Annotated in this window: 14 protein-coding genes and 2 pseudogenes; 6 read left to right on the top strand and 10 right to left on the bottom strand. The window is 50.8% G+C overall.

Annotation, left to right across the window (positions count from 1 at the left end; translation table 11 throughout):
- The first annotated feature begins 263 nt into the window (after positions 1-263).
- From ATN88_RS19905 to ATN88_RS26240, 5 genes are read left to right on the top strand one after another with little or no spacing between them, the layout of a single operon-like run.
- Positions 264-1,313, top strand: coding sequence for an ATP-NAD kinase family protein (locus ATN88_RS19905; RefSeq protein ID WP_067419432.1), 1,050 nt, complete (start codon positions 264-266; stop codon positions 1,311-1,313).
- Positions 1,306-2,331 (top strand): thiamine pyrophosphate-dependent dehydrogenase E1 component subunit alpha, encoded by a 1,026-nt coding sequence (locus ATN88_RS19900; protein ID WP_232313440.1) that lies wholly within the window; start codon positions 1,306-1,308, stop codon positions 2,329-2,331. The genes ATN88_RS19905 and ATN88_RS19900 overlap by 8 nt, the downstream gene beginning before the upstream one ends.
- Complete coding sequence (locus ATN88_RS19895; protein WP_067419396.1) at positions 2,309-3,316, top strand: alpha-ketoacid dehydrogenase subunit beta; 1,008 nt, start codon at positions 2,309-2,311, stop codon at positions 3,314-3,316. Before ATN88_RS19900 ends, ATN88_RS19895 begins: the two co-directional genes overlap by 23 nt.
- A 2-nt stretch (positions 3,317-3,318) precedes the next feature.
- Positions 3,319-4,143, top strand: a complete 825-nt coding sequence (locus ATN88_RS19890) for an acetoin dehydrogenase dihydrolipoyllysine-residue acetyltransferase subunit (protein WP_198158428.1) — start codon at positions 3,319-3,321, stop codon at positions 4,141-4,143.
- On the top strand, positions 4,137-4,421 hold the full coding sequence (locus tag ATN88_RS26240) for an alpha/beta hydrolase (RefSeq protein WP_198158427.1): 285 nt from the start codon (positions 4,137-4,139) through the stop codon (positions 4,419-4,421). The genes ATN88_RS19890 and ATN88_RS26240 overlap by 7 nt, the downstream gene beginning before the upstream one ends.
- A gap of 28 nt (positions 4,422-4,449) precedes the next feature.
- On the opposite strand, the gene nudC is transcribed toward ATN88_RS26240, so the two are convergent.
- Positions 4,450-5,202, bottom strand: a complete 753-nt coding sequence (gene nudC / locus ATN88_RS19885; RefSeq protein WP_067419395.1) for an NAD(+) diphosphatase — start codon at positions 5,200-5,202, stop codon at positions 4,450-4,452.
- Positions 5,203-5,343: 141 nt separating this feature from the next.
- On the opposite strand from nudC, the gene ATN88_RS19880 reads away from it, so the two are divergent.
- Positions 5,344-5,823 (top strand): Rsd/AlgQ family anti-sigma factor, encoded by a 480-nt coding sequence (locus ATN88_RS19880; protein WP_067419394.1) that lies wholly within the window; start codon positions 5,344-5,346, stop codon positions 5,821-5,823.
- 199 nt (positions 5,824-6,022) lie between these two features.
- On the opposite strand, the gene rpoC is transcribed toward ATN88_RS19880, so the two are convergent.
- From rpoC to secE, 9 genes and pseudogenes are all read right to left on the bottom strand, one after another.
- Entirely contained in the window at positions 6,023-10,237 is a 4,215-nt protein-coding gene (gene rpoC / locus ATN88_RS19875; protein WP_067419393.1) for a DNA-directed RNA polymerase subunit beta', read from the bottom strand.
- A 113-nt stretch (positions 10,238-10,350) separates the two neighbouring features.
- On the bottom strand, positions 10,351-10,986 hold the full coding sequence (locus ATN88_RS27770) for a DNA-directed RNA polymerase subunit beta (RefSeq protein WP_232313439.1): 636 nt from the start codon (positions 10,984-10,986) through the stop codon (positions 10,351-10,353).
- Positions 10,887-14,375, bottom strand: coding sequence for a DNA-directed RNA polymerase subunit beta (gene rpoB / locus ATN88_RS19870; RefSeq protein ID WP_232313438.1), 3,489 nt, complete (start codon positions 14,373-14,375; stop codon positions 10,887-10,889). Before rpoB ends, ATN88_RS27770 begins: the two co-directional genes overlap by 100 nt.
- 230 nt (positions 14,376-14,605) lie before the next feature.
- A complete protein-coding gene (rplL, locus tag ATN88_RS19865; protein WP_067419392.1) occupies positions 14,606-14,971 on the bottom strand; it encodes a 50S ribosomal protein L7/L12 in 366 nt (121 codons plus the stop codon).
- A 60-nt stretch (positions 14,972-15,031) separates the two neighbouring features.
- Positions 15,032-15,519, bottom strand: a pseudogene (rplJ, locus tag ATN88_RS19860) (50S ribosomal protein L10).
- Between the two features lie 236 nt (positions 15,520-15,755).
- Entirely contained in the window at positions 15,756-16,460 is a 705-nt protein-coding gene (rplA, locus tag ATN88_RS19855; protein ID WP_067419391.1) for a 50S ribosomal protein L1, read from the bottom strand.
- A 4-nt stretch (positions 16,461-16,464) separates the two neighbouring features.
- Positions 16,465-16,893 carry a 50S ribosomal protein L11 gene (rplK, locus tag ATN88_RS19850; RefSeq protein ID WP_067419390.1) on the bottom strand — a complete coding sequence of 143 codons (429 nt, stop codon included), beginning with the start codon at positions 16,891-16,893 and terminating at the stop codon, positions 16,465-16,467.
- 124 nt (positions 16,894-17,017) lie between these two features.
- Positions 17,018-17,562, bottom strand: a pseudogene (gene nusG / locus ATN88_RS19845) (transcription termination/antitermination protein NusG).
- A 10-nt stretch (positions 17,563-17,572) separates the two neighbouring features.
- The gene (gene secE / locus ATN88_RS19840; RefSeq protein WP_067419389.1) at positions 17,573-17,944 is read right to left on the bottom strand and encodes a preprotein translocase subunit SecE; all 372 of its coding nucleotides are present in this window, start codon (positions 17,942-17,944) and stop codon (positions 17,573-17,575) included.
- Between the last annotated feature and the right edge of the window lie 282 nt (positions 17,945-18,226).

Genomic DNA, 18,226 nt, shown 5'->3' with positions numbered 1-18,226 from the left:
AGTATTGTTCTGAGAAAGCGAGAACCGTTAGCCAGCCACCTACTCACTTAGCGGTACTCTCACCAATGACACAGTGCTAGCCGCGTTGGTACAGCCTTAGGTGCTCGGTGCCACACCTGTTGCACTGTGTGGCAGGTGCGCCACACCCTTCCAGTTACATCAACGATGTTATCACTTTGAATTTTTTCGATTACTCAGAGCACCGGCAGTTGGCACACATTTTGACCTTAGCACTGCACGTTCACACGAAAAGAGGCAGGCAAGTGACAGCGCATACCGTCGGTATCATTGCGAACCCCATATCAGCCAGAGACATACGCCGGGTCATTGCCAAAGGCACAAACCTTCAGCTCACAGACAGAGCCAACATGGTGCTGCGCATTTTGGCAGGACTGGCGCAAGGTGGCGTAAAACAGGCGGTCATGATACCCGAGCGAGCGGGCCTGAGAACCCACATTGAACGCGGCCTGCATCAGGCAACGCTGGATAACATCACCATGCCCGCTGTGCGATGGCTGGATATGCCAGTGACCTCGACCGCACACGATACCCTTGCGGCAACACGTACCATGCGTGATATGGGAGTTGCCGCGATTGTGGTGCTCGGTGGCGACGGGACGCATCGCTTGGTCGTCAAAGCCTGTGGCAACATTGCGGTTTCTGGTGTCTCTAGCGGCACGAACAATGCGTTTCCGCCACTGACTGAACCTACCATTACTGGCATTGCAACCGGGCTTGCCGTGTCAGGCAGCATTCCGCCCTCACACGCTTTTCAAGCCAACAAATTGTTGGAGATCTCAGTCAACGACACCCAGGACATTGCGCTTGTGGATGTCGCCATCGTGCAAGAGCGCTTTATCGGTGCACGCGCGGTATGGCGACCCGACAGCATCAAAGAGCTGTTTGTGACGTTTGCAGATCCCTCGCTTATCGGTCTGTCTTCCATTGCAGGACTTATTCAACCCATTTCTCGCCGTGCGCCGTTTGGCCTTCATCTGACTATCGACAAGCAACAGGCGGCGTTTAACGTGATGGCCCCTCTGGCTCCCGGTCTGCTAACGCCCGTTCCCATTTCACATCACTGTCTTTTCGAGCCAGACAAACGCCTCATACCCACCAGCGTTCGTGGCTCGTTTGCACTCGATGGCGAACGAGAACTGCCGTTTGGCGACGACGACTCGGTCTCAGTCACGCTCAAACATGACGCCTTCAATACCGTCGATGTGCCGCGCTGCATGGCCTATGCCGCCGAATACGGCTTACTTCGACAACCTCTGACTCAACCACACCATCAAGGAGAACATCATGAGTGACAATCCTTTTCCACTCTCTCGTGAAAGATTGCTGGATGCATACCGAATGATGAAAACCATTCGCGACTTTGAAGAACGGCTTCATGTCGATTTCGCTCGCGGCGATATTCCGGGCTTCGTGCACCTTTATGCCGGAGAAGAAGCCACGGCCGTGGGCATCATGATGCACTTAAACGACAACGACCGTATTGCCTCCACGCACCGCGGTCATGGTCATTGCATCTCGAAAGGCGTGGATGTTCACGGCATGATGGCCGAAATCTACGGCAAGGAAACAGGCTCTTGTCGCGGTAAAGGCGGCTCCATGCACATCGCCGATCTCTCGAAAGGCATGATGGGAGCCAACGGTATCTTAGGGGCTGGCTCACCGTTGGTTTGCGGCGCCGCTCTGGCCGCCAAGCAACTGGGACACGGCGGCGTCGGTATCAGCTTTACTGGTGATGGAGCCTCCAACCAAGGCACTTTCCTTGAAAGCCTGAACCTCGCCGCGGTCTGGCAACTGCCTGCCATCTTTGTGATTGAAAACAACGGCTATGCCGAGTCGACCTCTGTCGATTGGGCGGTGGCCTGTGATTCGTATGTCGACCGCGCCACCGGATTTGGCTTACCTGGCGTCACCGTCGATGGCACCGATTTCTTTGCGGTGTATGAAGCCGCAGGCGAAGTGATCAAACGCGCCAGAAATGGCGGTGGTCCTTCGATGCTGGAATGCAAAATGGTGCGGTTTTTCGGCCACTTTGAAGGCGATGCCCAAACATACCGCGCCGATGGTGAAGTGGATGATATTCGCACCAACCGCTGCTGCTTGAAGCTTTTCCGCCATCGCGTGGAGGAAACAGGATTGATAAGTGCTGACGAATTTAAGGCTATCGACAGCGAAGTCGGTGCCTTATCGATGATGCCGTTCGCGCCGCGATTGACGCACCGCAACCTGCACCATCTGCCCTGCTTACCGACGTCTACGTCAGCTACTAAACACAACAAGGAGAGTGATTATGGCCAGAACATTATCCATTAAGGACGCCATTAACGAAGCGGTCGATCAGGAAATGTCCCGTGACCCAACAGTGATCATGATGGGCGAAGACATTGTAGGCGGCGCAGGTGCGCCCGGTGAAGACGATGCGTGGGGCGGCGTGTTAGGTGTAACCAAAGGGCTTTATGCCAAGCACCCAAACCAAATGATGGACACGCCCCTGTCAGAAAGTGCCTATGTCGGCGCAGCGATTGGTGCCTCCACCTGCGGGCTTCGCCCAATTGCCGAGTTGATGTTTATCGACTTTATGGGCGTGTGTTTCGATCAAATCTTCAATCAAGCTGCCAAGTTTCGCTATATGTTCGGTGGAAAAGCCGAAACGCCAGTGGTTATCCGCGCGATGTGCGGTGCAGGCTTTCGTGCCGCCGCCCAACACAGCCAAATGCTGACCCCTCTTTTTACCCATATCCCTGGACTCAAAGTCGTGTGCCCATCCAATGCCTATGATGCCAAAGGGCTGCTTATTCAATCGATTCGCGATAACGACCCGGTGATTTTCCTTGAGCACAAAAACCTCTATGCAATGGAAACCGGTGTGCCGGAAGCCCCTTATGCGATTCCGTTTGGAGAAGCCAATGTGCTGCGTGAAGGAAAGGATGTCACGCTCGTCTCTTACGGCCTGACGGTCACTCGCGCCATGGACGCGGCCGACAAACTCGCAAAGCAAGGCGTGCAGTGTGACGTGATTGACCTTCGTACCCTGTCTCCGCTCGATATCGATACGGTAGTGGAAAGCGTCGAGGAAACCGGTCGCTTAGTATGTATTGATGAAGCCAGTCCACGTTGCTCTATCGCTTCAGATGTGTCGGCTCAAGTTGCTGAGCTTGCATTCTCCTCGTTAAAAGCACCTATCGCTATGGTGACGCCACCCCATACGCCTGTGCCTTTCTCCCCGTCGTTGGAGGATGTTTACGTGCCAACGGTCGACGACATTGTGGCAGCGGTTAACCGAACCGTGGGAGCCTAAGTATGAGTGAGAAAATAATCCCCGTGGTTATGCCGAAATGGGGACTTTCGATGAAAGAAGGCACCTTAACCGAGTGGCATGTGGATGAAGGAGACACGATAGAAGTCGGCCAAGTGATCATGGATGTGGAAACCGACAAGATTGCCAGTGAAGTGGAAGCCCCTGACGCGGGATTGCTGAGAAGAAAAGTCGCGGAAGAAGGCGATGTTTATGGCGTGCAAGCGCTGCTTGGCGTATTGGCACCCCTGGACGTAAGTGATGACGAAATTGACGCCTATATTGCCGCTTTCGTTTCCGCCACCAGCGAAAACAATGAGCAGGAAGAAGAAAGCACCAGTTACGCGTTTGCTGAGACTTCATCAGGGCGCATTCGCTACAGCTTTTTAAATCCTGATGCTGGCGGCCCACCCTTTGTGCTGGTTCATGGCTTTGGCGGAGATCTGGATAACTGGTTGTTTAACCTCGATGCGCTGGCAGAGAAAGCACCGGTACTTGCATTGGACCTCCCCTCTCACGGGCAATCAGACATCAAGGTCGACATCGACTTTGGTGCACTGTGCCAAACCGTGTTGGAGGTAATGGATACACTCGACATCGCCAAGGCGCATTTTGTCGGTCACTCGATGGGCGGGCTGATCAGCGCAAGTTTAGCTCTACAATTTCCCTTGCGCATTGCTTCTCTCACGCTCATTGGCAGTGCGGGACTTGGCAAAGAGATCAACACGGATTACATCCGAGGATTTGTTGATGCAGAAAGCAGGAAAACGCTAAAGCCCGTATTGCAGCTTCTCTTCGCCGACAGCGGCTTGGTTACCCGCGCTTGGTAGATGATGTTCTGAAGTACAAGCGGCTAGATGGCGTTACAACCGCACTAGATAACTTGTCGCAATCGCTGTTTGTCGATGGCGTGCAAACCCAGTTGCTTGATGTGTCGCAATTGGTTTCGCCCCTCATCATATGGGGCGCATCCGACGCGGTGATACCCGCATCGCATGCCGAGAGCATGGCGAGCGCAGAAACACATATACTGGCAGACGCTGGGCACATGGTGCAGATGGAGCAAGCCACGGCGGTAAACGCGCTTATCCTTGCGCACACCCAATAGAAACAGGGATGCATTGCATCCCTTTCTTTTAACCTGTCACAGCGTCGATAAGGCGTCTCGCGATGGTGCCCTCTGGTGCCACCAGCGGCAAATCATCGGCATCAAACCAACGCGCATCCGTCAGCTCTTCGTAATCAGGGTTTATCTCGCCGCGTTGATAATCGGCAATAAAGCCCATCATCAAGTTAGACGGAAACGCCCAAGGCTGACTGTCAAAATAGTGAATGTTGGTCACCTCAATCCCGGTTTCCTCTTTCACCTCTCTCGCCACACACTCTTCGAGGGTTTCACCCATTTCGACGAAGCCAGCAATCACGGTATACATGCCGTTTTTATGTCGAGGGTGCTGAGCCAGTAGGATTTGGTTTTCTTTTCTCACCGCCACAATCACGCACGGTGAAATGCGGGCATACGAGAGGGTATTGCACCGTTGGCAAGACATCGCCAAATGCTTGCTATCAAACAGGTTCTCACCACCGCAGCGGCTACAAAAACCCAGTGAGGCTTGCATGTGATCAAGCTGTATCGCCTTTCCGGCAAGATTAAACAGCGCAGGTGGTAACCCTAGCAGGGTGCGAAGTCCCTCGAAGCTTTCCGGGTCGAGTTGCTCCGACGATGGCACGTAGTAAACACTTTTACCGTCATGCTGACCAATCACGTAGTGCGTCGGGGAGATTTTATCCAATTGATATTTAGAGATTATTGGCAAGCTGTGATCAGATAGCCACAACTTACCGTCACTTACACAACATAAGTACACAAGATCATTTCGATCAGACATAACGCAGTTTCGATCCTTGATAACCGCTGCAATTTGCGGCAATCTAAATTCAGTAACCTGATGTTAGACAATTGAAGGCCTGATTGATATGGCCGAAATCCTATAAAAGCGCTCAGGTGCGCTGATCATGAGGACGTGGTCATGCTTAACAAACTCGAAAAAGCACAACAGCAGTGGGGTGGCTACAGTGAAGTCATCGACTACTGGCTGACGCTCAGACAAGAATTGCTTGTCGAATACTCCAAGGTGGCTGGGTTAACGGGCGGCAACAAGAATTGCCTACCGACCGAGCAGGCGTTGAATCGCTTCTGTGAATCACTGGTTGATTATATCTCAGCCGGTCATTTCAAGATTTACGACATGGTAATGGCACGCTGGAAGTCGACTGGCTTTTCAAGCAATGCTGAAATCGATTCCTTGTACGCCCGCATCGTTGAAACCACAGAGCCTTTACTGACGTTCAACGACAAGTACAGCGACTTTACCATCACGGAAGATAACTTCACTGGCTTTGACAGCGATATCTCCCGCGTTGGCGAAATCATGGAACTTCGCTTTGAACAGGAAGACATGCTGATCCAGCTGATTGCTGACAGCCTCGCGATTCCACCTGGCGCGTAAGATTGCTTTTACTTTCATCCGGTTGATGTCTCCCATCAGCCGGTTTTGTTGACTTCGCTTCTCGCTTCTCGCTTCTCGCTTCTCGCTTCTCGCTTCTCGCTTCTCGCTTCTCGCTTCTCAGGGATTGTTTCGTTTGCTAAATCGCAGGCAATAAAAAAGGCACCCTATTGGGTGCCTTTTACTATCTAGCTAGCGATGATTAGTTTTCGTCGCTCAGACCAGCGTTCAGCAGGGCTGCCAGATCCTGAGATGCTTGTTCAGCATCGATTTGCGGAGCTGCTGGCTCTTCTACCACGTTGCGACGCGCTTGACGCGACTTGTGGTAAGCGAAACCAGTACCCGCAGGGATCAGACGACCAACGATTACGTTCTCTTTCAGGCCGCGCAGTTCGTCACGCTTGCCAGATACAGCTGCTTCGGTCAGTACGCGAGTCGTTTCTTGGAACGATGCCGCAGAGATGAACGATTCAGTTGCCAGAGACGCTTTGGTGATACCCAGCAGATCGCGCTCGAAGCCAGCAGGTGCTTTACCTTCTGCTTCCAGCTGACGGTTCGCGATAGTTACGCGAGAGTATTCTACCTGCTCACCTTCCAGGAACTCAGAGTCACCTGAAGATGTGATAGTTACCTTGCGCAGCATCTGACGAACGATAGTCTCGATGTGCTTGTCGTTAATCTTAACGCCTTGCAGACGGTAAACGTCTTGTACTTCGTTAGTGATGTACTCAGTTACCGCACGTACGCCACGCAGACGCAGAATGTCGTGTGGAGATTCTGGACCGTCGGCGATTACGTCACCACGTTCTACTTTCTCACCTTCGAATACGTTCAGCTGACGCCACTTAGGAATCATTTCCTCGTATGGCTGGCCTTCAGTTGGCGTGATGATCAGACGACGTTTACCTTTGGTTTCTTTACCGAAGGAAACAGCACCTGTGATCTCTGCCAGAATTGCAGGCTCTTTAGGCTTACGTGCTTCGAACAGGTCTGCTACGCGTGGCAGACCACCGGTGATATCTTTCGTACCGCCAGATTCCTGAGGAATACGAGAAAGCGTGTCACCCACACCTACGTTTGCGCCGTCTTCCAACTGGACAATTGCTTTACCAGGCAGGAAGTACTGTGCAGGCATGTCAGTACCTGGGATCATTACTGCGTTACCAGATGCGTCAAGCAGACGAACGGTAGGACGCATGTCTTTACCCGCTGACGTACGCTCTGCAGCATCCAGAACAACCATTGAAGACAGACCCGTCAGCTCATCCGTTTGACGTTGAACGGTAACACCGTCAACCATGTCAACGAACTCGATGCGACCTTCTACTTCAGTGATGATCGGCATTGTGTGTGGGTCCCAGTTAGCAACGGTTTCGCCCGCTTTAACTTGGTCGCCATCCAGCTTGCTCAGAATACAACCGTAAGGCAGCTTGTAGCTTTCCTTAGTACGGCCGAACTCATCAACGATAGTCATTTCTGATGCACGTGAAGTGATCACCAGCTTACCAGCGTTGTTGGTAACGAACTTCGCATTGTGCAGGTGCATAGAACCGTTGTTCTTCACCTGAATGCTGCTTTCTGCTGCCGCACGAGATGCCGCACCACCAATGTGGAACGTACGCATCGTCAGCTGTGTACCTGGTTCACCGATTGACTGTGCAGCGATAACGCCCACAGATTCGCCGTGGTTAACAATGTGACCACGTGCCAGGTCGCGACCGTAACAGTTTGCACAACAACCGAAGTCAGTTTCACACGTTACGACAGAACGCACTTTCACCTGGTCAACAGAGTTTTGCTCCAGGATGTCACACCACTTCTCGTCAAGCAGAGTGTTGCGCGGCGCCAGTACTTCTTCAGTACCTGGCTTCATCACGTCTTCTGCAACCACACGGCCCAGAACACGCTCACGCAGTGCTTCTTTAACGTCACCACCTTCGATTACCGCCATCATGTTGATACCTTCTGAGGTACCACAATCTGTTTCGGTAACAACTACGTCTTGCGCTACGTCTACCAGACGACGAGTCAGGTAACCGGAGTTCGCAGTCTTCAGTGCGGTATCCGCCAGACCCTTACGAGCACCGTGCGTCGAGATGAAGTACTGGAGTACGTTCAGACCTTCACGGAAGTTCGCAGTGATTGGCGTTTCGATGATAGAACCATCTGGTTTCGCCATCAGACCACGCATACCCGCCAACTGACGAATCTGAGCAGCCGAACCACGAGCACCTGAGTCGGCCATCATGTATACGCTGTTGAATGACTTCTGTTCTTCTTCTTCACCGTCACGGTTAATAACAGTGTCGAAAGACAGGTTATCCATCATCGCTTTAGCTACTTGTTCGTTAGCTGCAGCCCAGATATCGATAACTTTGTTGTAACGTTCGCCCGCGGTAACCAGACCAGACTGGAACTGCTCCTGAATTTCAGCAACTTCAGCTTCTGCTGCTTCGATCAGGTCGTATTTCGCCTGTGGGATCACCATGTCGTCGATACCAACAGATACACCAGACAGTGCCGCGTATGCGAAACCGGTGTACATGATTTGGTCAGCGAAAATTACGGTGTCTTTCAGACCCAGCTTACGGTAACAGGTGTTCAACAGAGCAGAGATTTGTTTCTTGCCCAGTGCTTGGTTAACGATGCTGTATGGCAGGCCTTCAGGCACGATTTGCCACAGCATTGCACGACCAACTGTGGTATCAACCAGACCAATGTTTTCTTGGCGGTTACCCAGTTCATCTACCAATACTTCGCGAACACGAACTTTTACGCGTGCGTGCAGTTCTGCGCAGCCGGTACGGTATGCTTTTTCAGCTTCCGCAGGACCAGACAGGTACAGACCTTCACCCTTCGCATTAATCTTTTCACGGGTCATGTAGTACAGACCCAGTACAACGTCCTGAGAAGGTACGATGATTGGATCACCGGACGCAGGAGACAGGATGTTGTTGGTCGACATCATCAGAGCACGTGCTTCAAGCTGTGCTTCCAGTGTCAGAGGTACGTGAACAGCCATCTGGTCACCATCGAAGTCGGCGTTGTATGCCGCACAAACGAGTGGGTGCAGTTGGATTGCTTTACCTTCGATCAACACTGGTTCAAACGCCTGAATACCCAGACGGTGAAGTGTCGGTGCACGGTTCAGCAGTACTGGGTGTTCACGGATAACTTCATCCAGGATATCCCAAACTACCGCTTCTTCGCGCTCTACCATCTTCTTAGCAGCTTTGATGGTGGTCGCTAGACCACGAGCTTCCAGCTTGCCGTAGATAAATGGTTTGAACAGCTCAAGTGCCATCTTCTTAGGAAGACCACACTGGTGCAGACGCAAGTATGGACCTACGGTGATTACCGAACGACCAGAGTAGTCTACACGCTTACCAAGCAGGTTCTGACGGAAACGACCTTGCTTACCTTTGATCATGTCAGCCAGAGACTTCAGAGGACGCTTGTTCGAACCAGTAATGGCACGACCACGGCGACCGTTGTCCAGCAGGGCGTCAACTGACTCTTGCAGCATACGTTTTTCGTTACGTACGATGATGTCAGGTGCAGCCAGATCCAGCAGGCGCTTCAGACGGTTGTTACGGTTGATTACACGACGGTACAGATCGTTCAGATCTGAAGTCGCGAAACGACCGCCATCCAGTGGTACCAGAGGACGCAGGTCCGGTGGCAGAACTGGAAGAACAGTCAGGATCATCCACTCAGGGTTGTTTCCAGACTGCAGGAATGCTTCAACAAGCTTCAGGCGCTTGGTGAGTTTCTTGCGCTTAGTTTCAGAGTTGGTTTCTTCCAGCTCTTCGCGCATCAGTTCAGCTTCAGCTGCTAGGTCCATGTTGGCCAGCAGAGCTTTAACTGCTTCGGCACCCATACGAGCGTCGAATTCATCACCCCATTGCTCCAGCGCGTCCAGGTACTGTTCTTCAGACAGCATTTGGCTACGCTCAAGATCGGTCATGCCTGGTTCGATCACAACGTATGATTCGAAGTACAGAACACGCTCGATGTCACGCAGAGGCATGTCCATCAGCAAACCGATACGGCTCGGCAGTGATTTCAGGAACCAGATGTGGGCAACAGGTGAAGCCAGCTCAATGTGACCCATACGCTCACGACGTACTTTGGTCTGAGTAACTTCAACACCACATTTTTCACAGATCACGCCACGGTGCTTCAGGCGCTTGTATTTACCACAAAGACATTCGTAGTCTTTTACCGGGCCAAAGATACGTGCACAGAACAGACCGTCACGCTCAGGCTTAAAGGTACGGTAGTTAATGGTTTCTGGCTTTTTAACTTCACCGAAAGACCATGAACGAATCATGTCTGGTGAAGCCAGACCGATTTTGATTGCATCAAATTCTTCGGTCTTATGCTGTGCTTTCAGAAACTTAAGTAAGTCTTTCACATTCGGCTCCTGTGAGGAGTTGACCCATAAAAGTGCAGGTTACCTGCACCTTCATATTGATACCGGAACATCCCTCCGCCGCAAAGCGGAGGGCGTCACGATTAAGCGTTGGCTTATTCGTCTTCCAGCTCGATGTTGATACCCAACGAGCGGATTTCTTTCAGCAATACGTTGAAAGATTCCGGCATACCCGGTTCCATGCGGTGATCGCCGTCGACGATGTTCTTGTACATCTTCGTACGACCATTCACGTCATCCGACTTAACAGTCAGCATTTCCTGCAGGGTGTATGCTGCGCCGTATGCTTCCAGCGCCCACACTTCCATCTCACCGAAACGCTGACCACCGAACTGAGCCTTACCACCCAGCGGCTGCTGAGTAACCAGGCTGTAAGAACCGGTAGAACGGGCGTGCATCTTGTCATCAACCAAGTGGTTCAGTTTCAGCATGTACATGTAACCAACGGTTACTGGACGCTCAAACTTGTCACCGGTACGGCCATCGAACAGGTTCAGCTGGCCAGACTCTGGCAGATCACCCAGTTTCAACAGCTCTTTGATCGCTGGCTCTGGTGCACCATCGAATACTGGCGTTGCGATCGGAAGACCTGCACGCAAGTTTTGGATCAATGTACGCACTTCGTCATCAGTCATAGTGCTGATGTCGACTTTCTGACGCGTATCACCCAGGCTGTAAACCTTCTGCAGGAACTCACGGAATTTCGCCAGTTCTTGCTGCTCTTTAAGCATCTTGTTGATCTTGTTACCGATACCTTTCGCCGCAAGGCAAGGTGGGTTTCAAGGATCTGACCGATGTTCATACGAGACGGTACACCCAGTGGGTTCAGTACGATATCTACTGGCTCACCATTTTCATCGTACGGCATGTCTTCAACAGGGTTGATCTTAGAGATAACACCCTTGTTACCGTGACGACCTGCCATCTTATCACCAGGCTGGATACGACGTTTAACAGCCAGGTATACCTTAACAATCTTAAGGACGCCCGGTGCCAGATCGTCACCCTGAGTGATCTTACGGCGTTTGGTGTCGAACTTCTTATCGAAGTCAGCTTTCAATTCGTCGTACTGCTCAGCCAGTTGCTCCAGCTGAGTTTGCAGTGCTTCGTCGTCAAGAGTCTGAGACAGCATCGCTTGGCGATCCATGTTCGCCAGTTTCTCTTGGCTGTAACCAGCATTTGCCAGAACGCCGCGAACACGTGCTACCAGACCACCTTCCAGAATAGAGAACTCTTCTGTCAGGTCTTTCTTGGCTTCTTTCAGCTGCATTTCTTCGATTTCAAGCGCACGCTTGTCTTTCTCTACACCATCACGGGTAAATACTTGTACGTCGATAACCGTACCAGATACACCGTTAGGAACACGCAGAGAAGAGTCTTTAACGTCAGACGCTTTTTCACCGAAGATTGCGCGTAGCAGTTTCTCTTCTGGTGTCAGCTGAGTTTCGCCTTTAGGCGTTACTTTACCTACCAGAATGTCGCCGCCTTTCACTTCCGCACCGATGTATACAACACCAGATTCGTCAAGCTTAGACAGCGCAGCTTCACCCACGTTAGGGATGTCAGCAGTGATTTCTTCGCTACCCAGTTTAGTATCACGCGCCACACAAGACAGTTCTTGGATGTGGATGGTAGTCAGGCGGTCTTCCTGTACTACGCGCTCAGATACAAGGATGGAGTCCTCGAAGTTGTAACCGTTCCAAGGCATGAACGCGATACGCATGTTCTGGCCAAGTGCCAGTTCACCCAGGTCTGTTGAAGGACCGTCAGCCAGTACATCGCCGCGCAGCACAGGTTCGCCTGGCATTACACATGGACGCTGGTTGATACAGGTGTTCTGGTTAGAACGGGTGTACTTCGTCAGGTTGTAGATGTCGATACCGGCTTCGCCTGGTACCAGCTCATCTTCATTAACCTTAATAACGATGCGTGATGCGTCTACGGACTGAACCATACCGCCGCGTTTCGCAACAGCTGTTACGCCCGAGTCAACCGCTACTGCACGTTCAATACCAGTACCTACCAGCGGCTTATCAGCGCGCAGAGTTGGTACGGCCTGACGTTGCATGTTCGCACCCATAAGTGCACGGTTAGCATCGTCGTGCTCAAGGAACGGGATCAGAGAAGCTGCCACCGATACAACCTGGTTGGTTGCAACGTCCATGTACTGAACATGGTCACGTGGGTGCAGACCTGATTCACCTTTCTGACGAGCAGTGATCAATTCATCTGTGAAAGAACCGTCTTCGTTCAACGCGGCATTTGCCTGCGCGATAACGAACTGACCTTCTTCAATCGCAGATAGGTAGTCGATGTCATCGGTCACTTTACCGTCAACAACTTTACGGTAAGGCGTTTCCAGGAAGCCGTACGGGTTAGTACGAGCAAACGCTGAAAGCGAGTTGATCAGACCGATGTTTGGACCTTCAGGCGTTTCGATAGGACACAGGCGACCGTAGTGGGTTGCGTGTACGTCTCGAACTTCAAAGCCTGCGCGCTCACGCGTCAGACCGCCTGGACCCAGTGCAGAGATACGACGCTTGTGCGTTACTTCTGACAGCGGGTTGTTCTGGTCCATAAACTGAGACAGCTGAGAAGAGCCAAAGAACTCTTTAACTGCCGCAGAGATAGGCTTAGCGTTGATCAGATCCTGTGGCATCACGTTGTCGAGATCGCCAAGGCTCAGACGCTCTTTAACCGCACGCTCAACACGTACCAGACCTACACGGAACTGGTTCTCAGCCATTTCACCAACAGAACGAATACGACGGTTGCCTAGGTGGTCGATATCGTCCACCTCACCGATACCGTTACGGATATCGATCAGCTTGCGCATTACTTCGATGATGTCGTCATGGCTCAGTACGCCTTCACCGGTCATCTCTTCACGGTTTAGCGAGCTGTTGAACTTCATGCGACCTACCGCAGACAGATCGTAACGATCTTCTGAGAAGAACAGGCTTTCGAACAGCTGTTCTGCTGCTTCACGCGTTGGTGGCTCACCAGGACGCATCATGCGGTAGATTTCAACCAACGCGGTCAGACGGTCAGTCGTGCTGTCGATACGCAGAGTATCTGACATGTACGGGCCGTGATCCAGGTCGTTGGTGAACAGGGTTTCGATCTTCTTGTGACCAGCCTGAGACAGAAGCGCCAGAGATTCCAGGCTCAGCTCTTGGTTAGCACCAGCGATGATCTCACCAGTTTCCTCGTTGATGTAATCGCGTGCAGCAACTTTGCCCACGATGTATTCAACAGGGACTTCAATTTGTGTAACGTCGTCTTTTTCAAGCTGACGAATGTGGCGCGCAGTAATGCGACGGCCTTTTTCGATGTATACCTTGCCGTTTGCTTCGATATCGAAGCTTGCGGTTTCACCACGCAGGCGATCAGGTACCAGCTCCATCACTAGAGACTTGCCTTTTACTTCGAAAACAATTTTCGAGAAGAACAGGTCTAGGATTTGCTCAGTAGTGTACTCAAGTGCACGCAGAATGATCGATGCAGGCAGCTTACGACGACGGTCAATACGTACGTACAGCAGGTCCTTAGGATCGAATTCAAAGTCCAACCATGAACCACGGTATGGAATGATGCGCGCGTTATACAGCACTTTACCTGAGGAATGGGTTTTACCCTTATCGCTGTCGAAGAAGACGCCCGGGCTACGATGCAGCTGGGATACGATAACCCTCTCAGTACCGTTAATAACAAAGGTACCATTGTCCGTCATGAGTGGAATTTCACCCATGTAGACTTCTTGCTCTTTGATGTCTTTTACGGTGCCAGCAGGTGCATCTCTATCAAACATCACTAGACGCAGTTTAACGCGCAGTGGTGCAGAGTAGGTTACGCCACGGATCTGACATTCTTTAACATCGAATACTGGCTCACCGAGACGATAGCTAACGTATTGCAACTCAGAGTTGCCGTTGTAGCTCTGAATCGGGAAGACAGAGCGAAAAGCAGCTTCAAGTCCGTATTGCCCTTCTGGATCCTGCTCGATGAATTTCTCGAAGGAATCTAGCTGGATGGACAGCAAGTATGGCACGTCCAGAACTTGAGGACGCTTACCAAAATCCTTACGGATACGCTTTTTCTCGGTATAAGAGTAAACCATAGGGTTCCTCAGCTCGCTGATAAGTGACCCAAACTGTCCAGACTGATGGGACAGTAACTATAAACCGCCGTTTACTGTAGGAACATCAGAGGGTTAATTCCGATGTTTTTTGCTAGGAGAATAGTGACTAAACGGGGTGTAAAATTCACTACTGCCCTACAGCGCAAAAAGGCCGGTGGCTAAAAAGCCACCAGCCATTAGCCAATTAAGGCTAAGAAGCTAAGCTATAATTACTTAACTTCAACAGAAGCACCAGCTTCTTCCAGTTCTTTCTTCAGAGCTTCAGCTTCTTCTTTAGAAACGCCTTCTTTCAGAGGAGCTGGAGCGCCGTCAACAACTGCTTTCGCTTCTTTCAGGCCCAGACCAGTTGCGCCACGTACTGCTTTGATAACAGCAACTTTGTTCGCGCCTGCAGCAGTCAGGATTACGTCGAACTCAGTTTTCTCTTCAGCAGCTTCAGCAACAGCACCGCCAGCAACTACTGCAGCAGCTGCAGTAACGCCGAACTTCTCTTCCATTGCTTCGATCAGCTCAACAACTTGCATTACAGACATTTCTGCAATTGCGTCTAGGATTTGCTCATTAGTGATAGACATAACAATTCTCTTTAAAGTCAACAATTAGTTTAAATAGCAACCAGCAAAAAGCAATGCGAATTACGCAGCTTCTTTCTGATCGCGAACAGCCGCGATAGTGCGAACCAGCTTGCCAGCAGACGCTTCTTTCATGCACATCATCAGACGTGCGATAGCTTCGTCGTAAGTTGCAGCGTCGCCAGAACGTCAGCGTTAGTTAGTGCGCCTTCGAATGCAGCAGCACGAATCTCGAAGTTCTTGTTCTCTTTAGCAAAGTCTTTGAAAAGACGTGCTGCAGCACCAGGGTGCTCAGTAGAGAACGCGATCAGAGTAGGACCAACGAAAGTGTCTTGCAGACACTCGTAGTCAGTACCTTCTACTGCACGACGAGCCAGGGTGTTACGAACAACTTTCATGTAAACGCCAGCTTCACGAGCTTGTTTACGTAGAGAAGTCATCGCACCCACGGTTACGCCGCGAGAATCAGCTACAACTGCAGACAGGGCACCAACGGCAGCTTCGTTGACTTCAGCAACAATTGCTTTTTTGTCTTGAAGATTTAATGCCATTTGGATTTGCTCCTGGATTATATGTACACCACTCGCTGCTTCACAGCAGGAGAGTAATTACGGTGCAGATCCAAGAAAGATAATATCTATCATGTTCCTGGCACCGTCTACGTAGGTAGTTATTAAGTCTCCATCTAGGAAAGAGACGCCTACGGTCTTGGACGAAGTTCGGTAAAACCGAACTTAGCCATAAATTTGAAGCGACGAATTATACAGCAACCCGCCACTTCAATCAATTAGTTTGCGTTCGCGTCCAGAGTGTTCTGGTCAACCGCAACACCTGCACCCATAGTGGTAGAGATGCTTACTTTCTTGATGAAAGCACCTTTCGCTTGAGAAGGTTTAGCCTTCTTCAGAGCTACCAGCAGAGCTTCCAGGTTACCTTTCAGCTTGTCAGCGTCGAAGTCAACCTTACCGATGGTGGTGTGGATGATACCGTTCTTGTCGTTACGGTAACGAACCTGACCAGCTTTAGCATTTTGAACTGCTTCAGCAACGTTAGGAGTTACAGTACCAACTTTCGGGTTTGGCATCAGACCGCGAGGACCCAGGATAGTACCCAGTTGACCTACAACGCGCATTGCATCTGGAGATGCGATAACTACGTCGAAGTTCATCTCGCCTTTCTTAACTTGCTCAGCCAGATCTTCCATACCAACGATGTCAGCACCAGCAGCTTTAGCAGCTTCAGCGTTCGCACCTTGAGTGAATACCGCTACGCGGATGTCACGGCCAGTACCGTGTGGCAGTACAGTTGCGCCACGAACGTTTTGGTCTGATTTACGTGCGTCGATGCCCAGGTTTACAGCAACGTCAACACTTTCAACGAATTTAGCAGTAGCCAGTTCTTTCAGCAGAGCAACAGCTTCGTTGATGTCGTACTCACGAGTTACATCAACTTTTTCGCGGATTACGCGCATACGCTTAGTCAGTTTTGCCATTGTCTTAACCCTCTACTACCAGACCCATTGAACGAGCGGTACCAGCGATTGAGCGTTTCATCGCTTCAATGTCAGCACCAGTCATGTCTTTCGCTTTAGTTTCCGCGATTTCCTGGATCTGAGCGTCGGTAACAGTACCAACTTTCTCAGTGTTAGGACGGCCTGAACCAGACTTGATACCAGCTGCTTTCTTCAGCAGAACTGCTGCAGGTGGAGTCTTCAGTTCGAAAGTGAAAGAACGGTCGCCGTATACAGAGATAACTACTGGAGTTGGCAGGCCTTTCTCTAGAGATTCTGTACGTGCGTTGAACGCTTTACAGAATTCCATGATGTTCACGCCGTGCTGACCCAGAGCTGGACCAACTGGTGGACTTGGGTTAGCCATACCAGCTGCAACTTGCAGCTTGATGTAAGCTTCTACTTTTTTAGCCATTACTAAATACCTAAATTTGGGTTCAAACGTCTGTCTTATGAGAACAGACTCCCCGTTTAACAAAAGGGCGCGAAATTGTATTCAAATTTCGCGCCCCTCGCAACTATTTCCGAGCAAAAAACGATCAGCTTTTTTCTACTTGACCGAACTCTAGCTCTACTGGTGTAGCACGACCGAAAATAGATACAGAAACCTTCACGCGGCTCTTCTCGTAATCTACTTCTTCTACTACACCGTTGAAGTCCGCAAATGGGCCTTCAGTAACGCGAACAACTTCACCTGCTTCATAAACAGTTTTATGACTGGTGATTCACTCGCCTTCTCCAGACGGTTCAGGATTGCATCCGCTTCTTTGTCAGAAATCGGTGCTGGACGATCTGGCGTACCGCCAATAAAGCCCATTACACGTGGAACGCTGCGAACCAAGTGCCATGACTCATCGTTCATGATCATCTGAACCAGTACATAGCCTGGGAAGAACTTACGTTCACTTTTACGGCGCTGTCCGGCGCGCATTTCGACGACTTCCTCAGTAGGTACCAGTACCTCACCAAAGTAGTCTTCCATCTCGTGCATCTTGATATGTTCTTTCAGCGACTTTGATACTCGGCCTTCAAAGCCAGAGAAAGCCTGAACAACATACCAACGTTTTTTCGGAGCTTCGCTCATGTAGTTAACCTCACACGCCAGTGAATAGGCGGACCAGACGGACCATAATACCGTCGATGCCCCACAGGATGAGCGCCATGACGACAGTGACAGCCAGAACGATGAGAGTGGTCTGCAAAGTTTCTTGGCGAGTAGGCCAAACCACTTTACGCACTTCCATACGCGACTCACGTGCAAAGGTGATCGCTGCTTTGCCTTTCGCTGTCAGGGCGGCAACACCACCAGCTGCAGCAACAAGCACAACTACAGCAGCAGCTCGAAGCACGACAGACATATCACTGTACAGGCTATTTCCCACTACCGCAGTTGCCAGTAAGGCAAAGACCACAACCCATTTTAGGGCGTCCATTGACCCGGTTGGGGCTTCAGCATTCGCTTTCATACATTCTACCTGTAACTAGTCTATTTCATAGACGACAACAACCTCGCGTCAGCGAGGTAATAGATAAAGAAAATAATAACGGATGTCCGTTTACGCGTATTTTCTTATCCCAAAATAGTTATCACTGCGACCAATTGGCGAAAAAAAGTTCAATCCAAAGTTTTGGTGCAGAAAAAGGGCATCAAATGATGCCCTTTTTGTTAGTGTGTCGTCAAATCTTATTCGATGATTTTAGCAACAACACCCGCACCTACAGTACGGCCACCTTCACGGATTGCGAAG

The sequence above is a fragment of the Enterovibrio coralii genome (assembly GCF_001559595.1).
In the GTDB taxonomy this organism is placed as follows: domain Bacteria; phylum Pseudomonadota; class Gammaproteobacteria; order Enterobacterales; family Vibrionaceae; genus Enterovibrio; species Enterovibrio coralii.
The sequence above is the reverse complement of the archived record's forward strand: the minus strand, read 5'-3'. Positions and strand labels throughout refer to the sequence as shown.

Excerpts from the sequence above, each read along its gene's own strand:
- rplK (WP_067419390.1), bottom strand. The coding sequence starts at position 16,893 with ATGGCTAAAAAAGTAGAAGCTTACATCAAGCTGCAAGTTGCAGCTGGT.
- ATN88_RS19880 (WP_067419394.1), top strand. The coding sequence starts at position 5,344 with ATGCTTAACAAACTCGAAAAAGCACAACAGCAGTGGGGTGGCTACAGT.
- nudC (WP_067419395.1), bottom strand. The coding sequence starts at position 5,202 with ATGTCTGATCGAAATGATCTTGTGTACTTATGTTGTGTAAGTGACGGT.
- secE (WP_067419389.1), bottom strand. The coding sequence starts at position 17,944 with ATGAAAGCGAATGCTGAAGCCCCAACCGGGTCAATGGACGCCCTAAAA.
- ATN88_RS27770 (WP_232313439.1), bottom strand. The coding sequence starts at position 10,986 with ATGCTTAAAGAGCAGCAAGAACTGGCGAAATTCCGTGAGTTCCTGCAG.
- ATN88_RS19895 (WP_067419396.1), top strand. The coding sequence starts at position 2,309 with ATGGCCAGAACATTATCCATTAAGGACGCCATTAACGAAGCGGTCGAT.
- ATN88_RS19890 (WP_198158428.1), top strand. The coding sequence starts at position 3,319 with ATGAGTGAGAAAATAATCCCCGTGGTTATGCCGAAATGGGGACTTTCG.
- ATN88_RS19900 (WP_232313440.1), top strand. The coding sequence starts at position 1,306 with ATGAGTGACAATCCTTTTCCACTCTCTCGTGAAAGATTGCTGGATGCA.
- rplL (WP_067419392.1), bottom strand. The coding sequence starts at position 14,971 with ATGTCTATCACTAATGAGCAAATCCTAGACGCAATTGCAGAAATGTCT.
- rplA (WP_067419391.1), bottom strand. The coding sequence starts at position 16,460 with ATGGCAAAACTGACTAAGCGTATGCGCGTAATCCGCGAAAAAGTTGAT.
- rpoB (WP_232313438.1), bottom strand. The coding sequence starts at position 14,375 with ATGGTTTACTCTTATACCGAGAAAAAGCGTATCCGTAAGGATTTTGGT.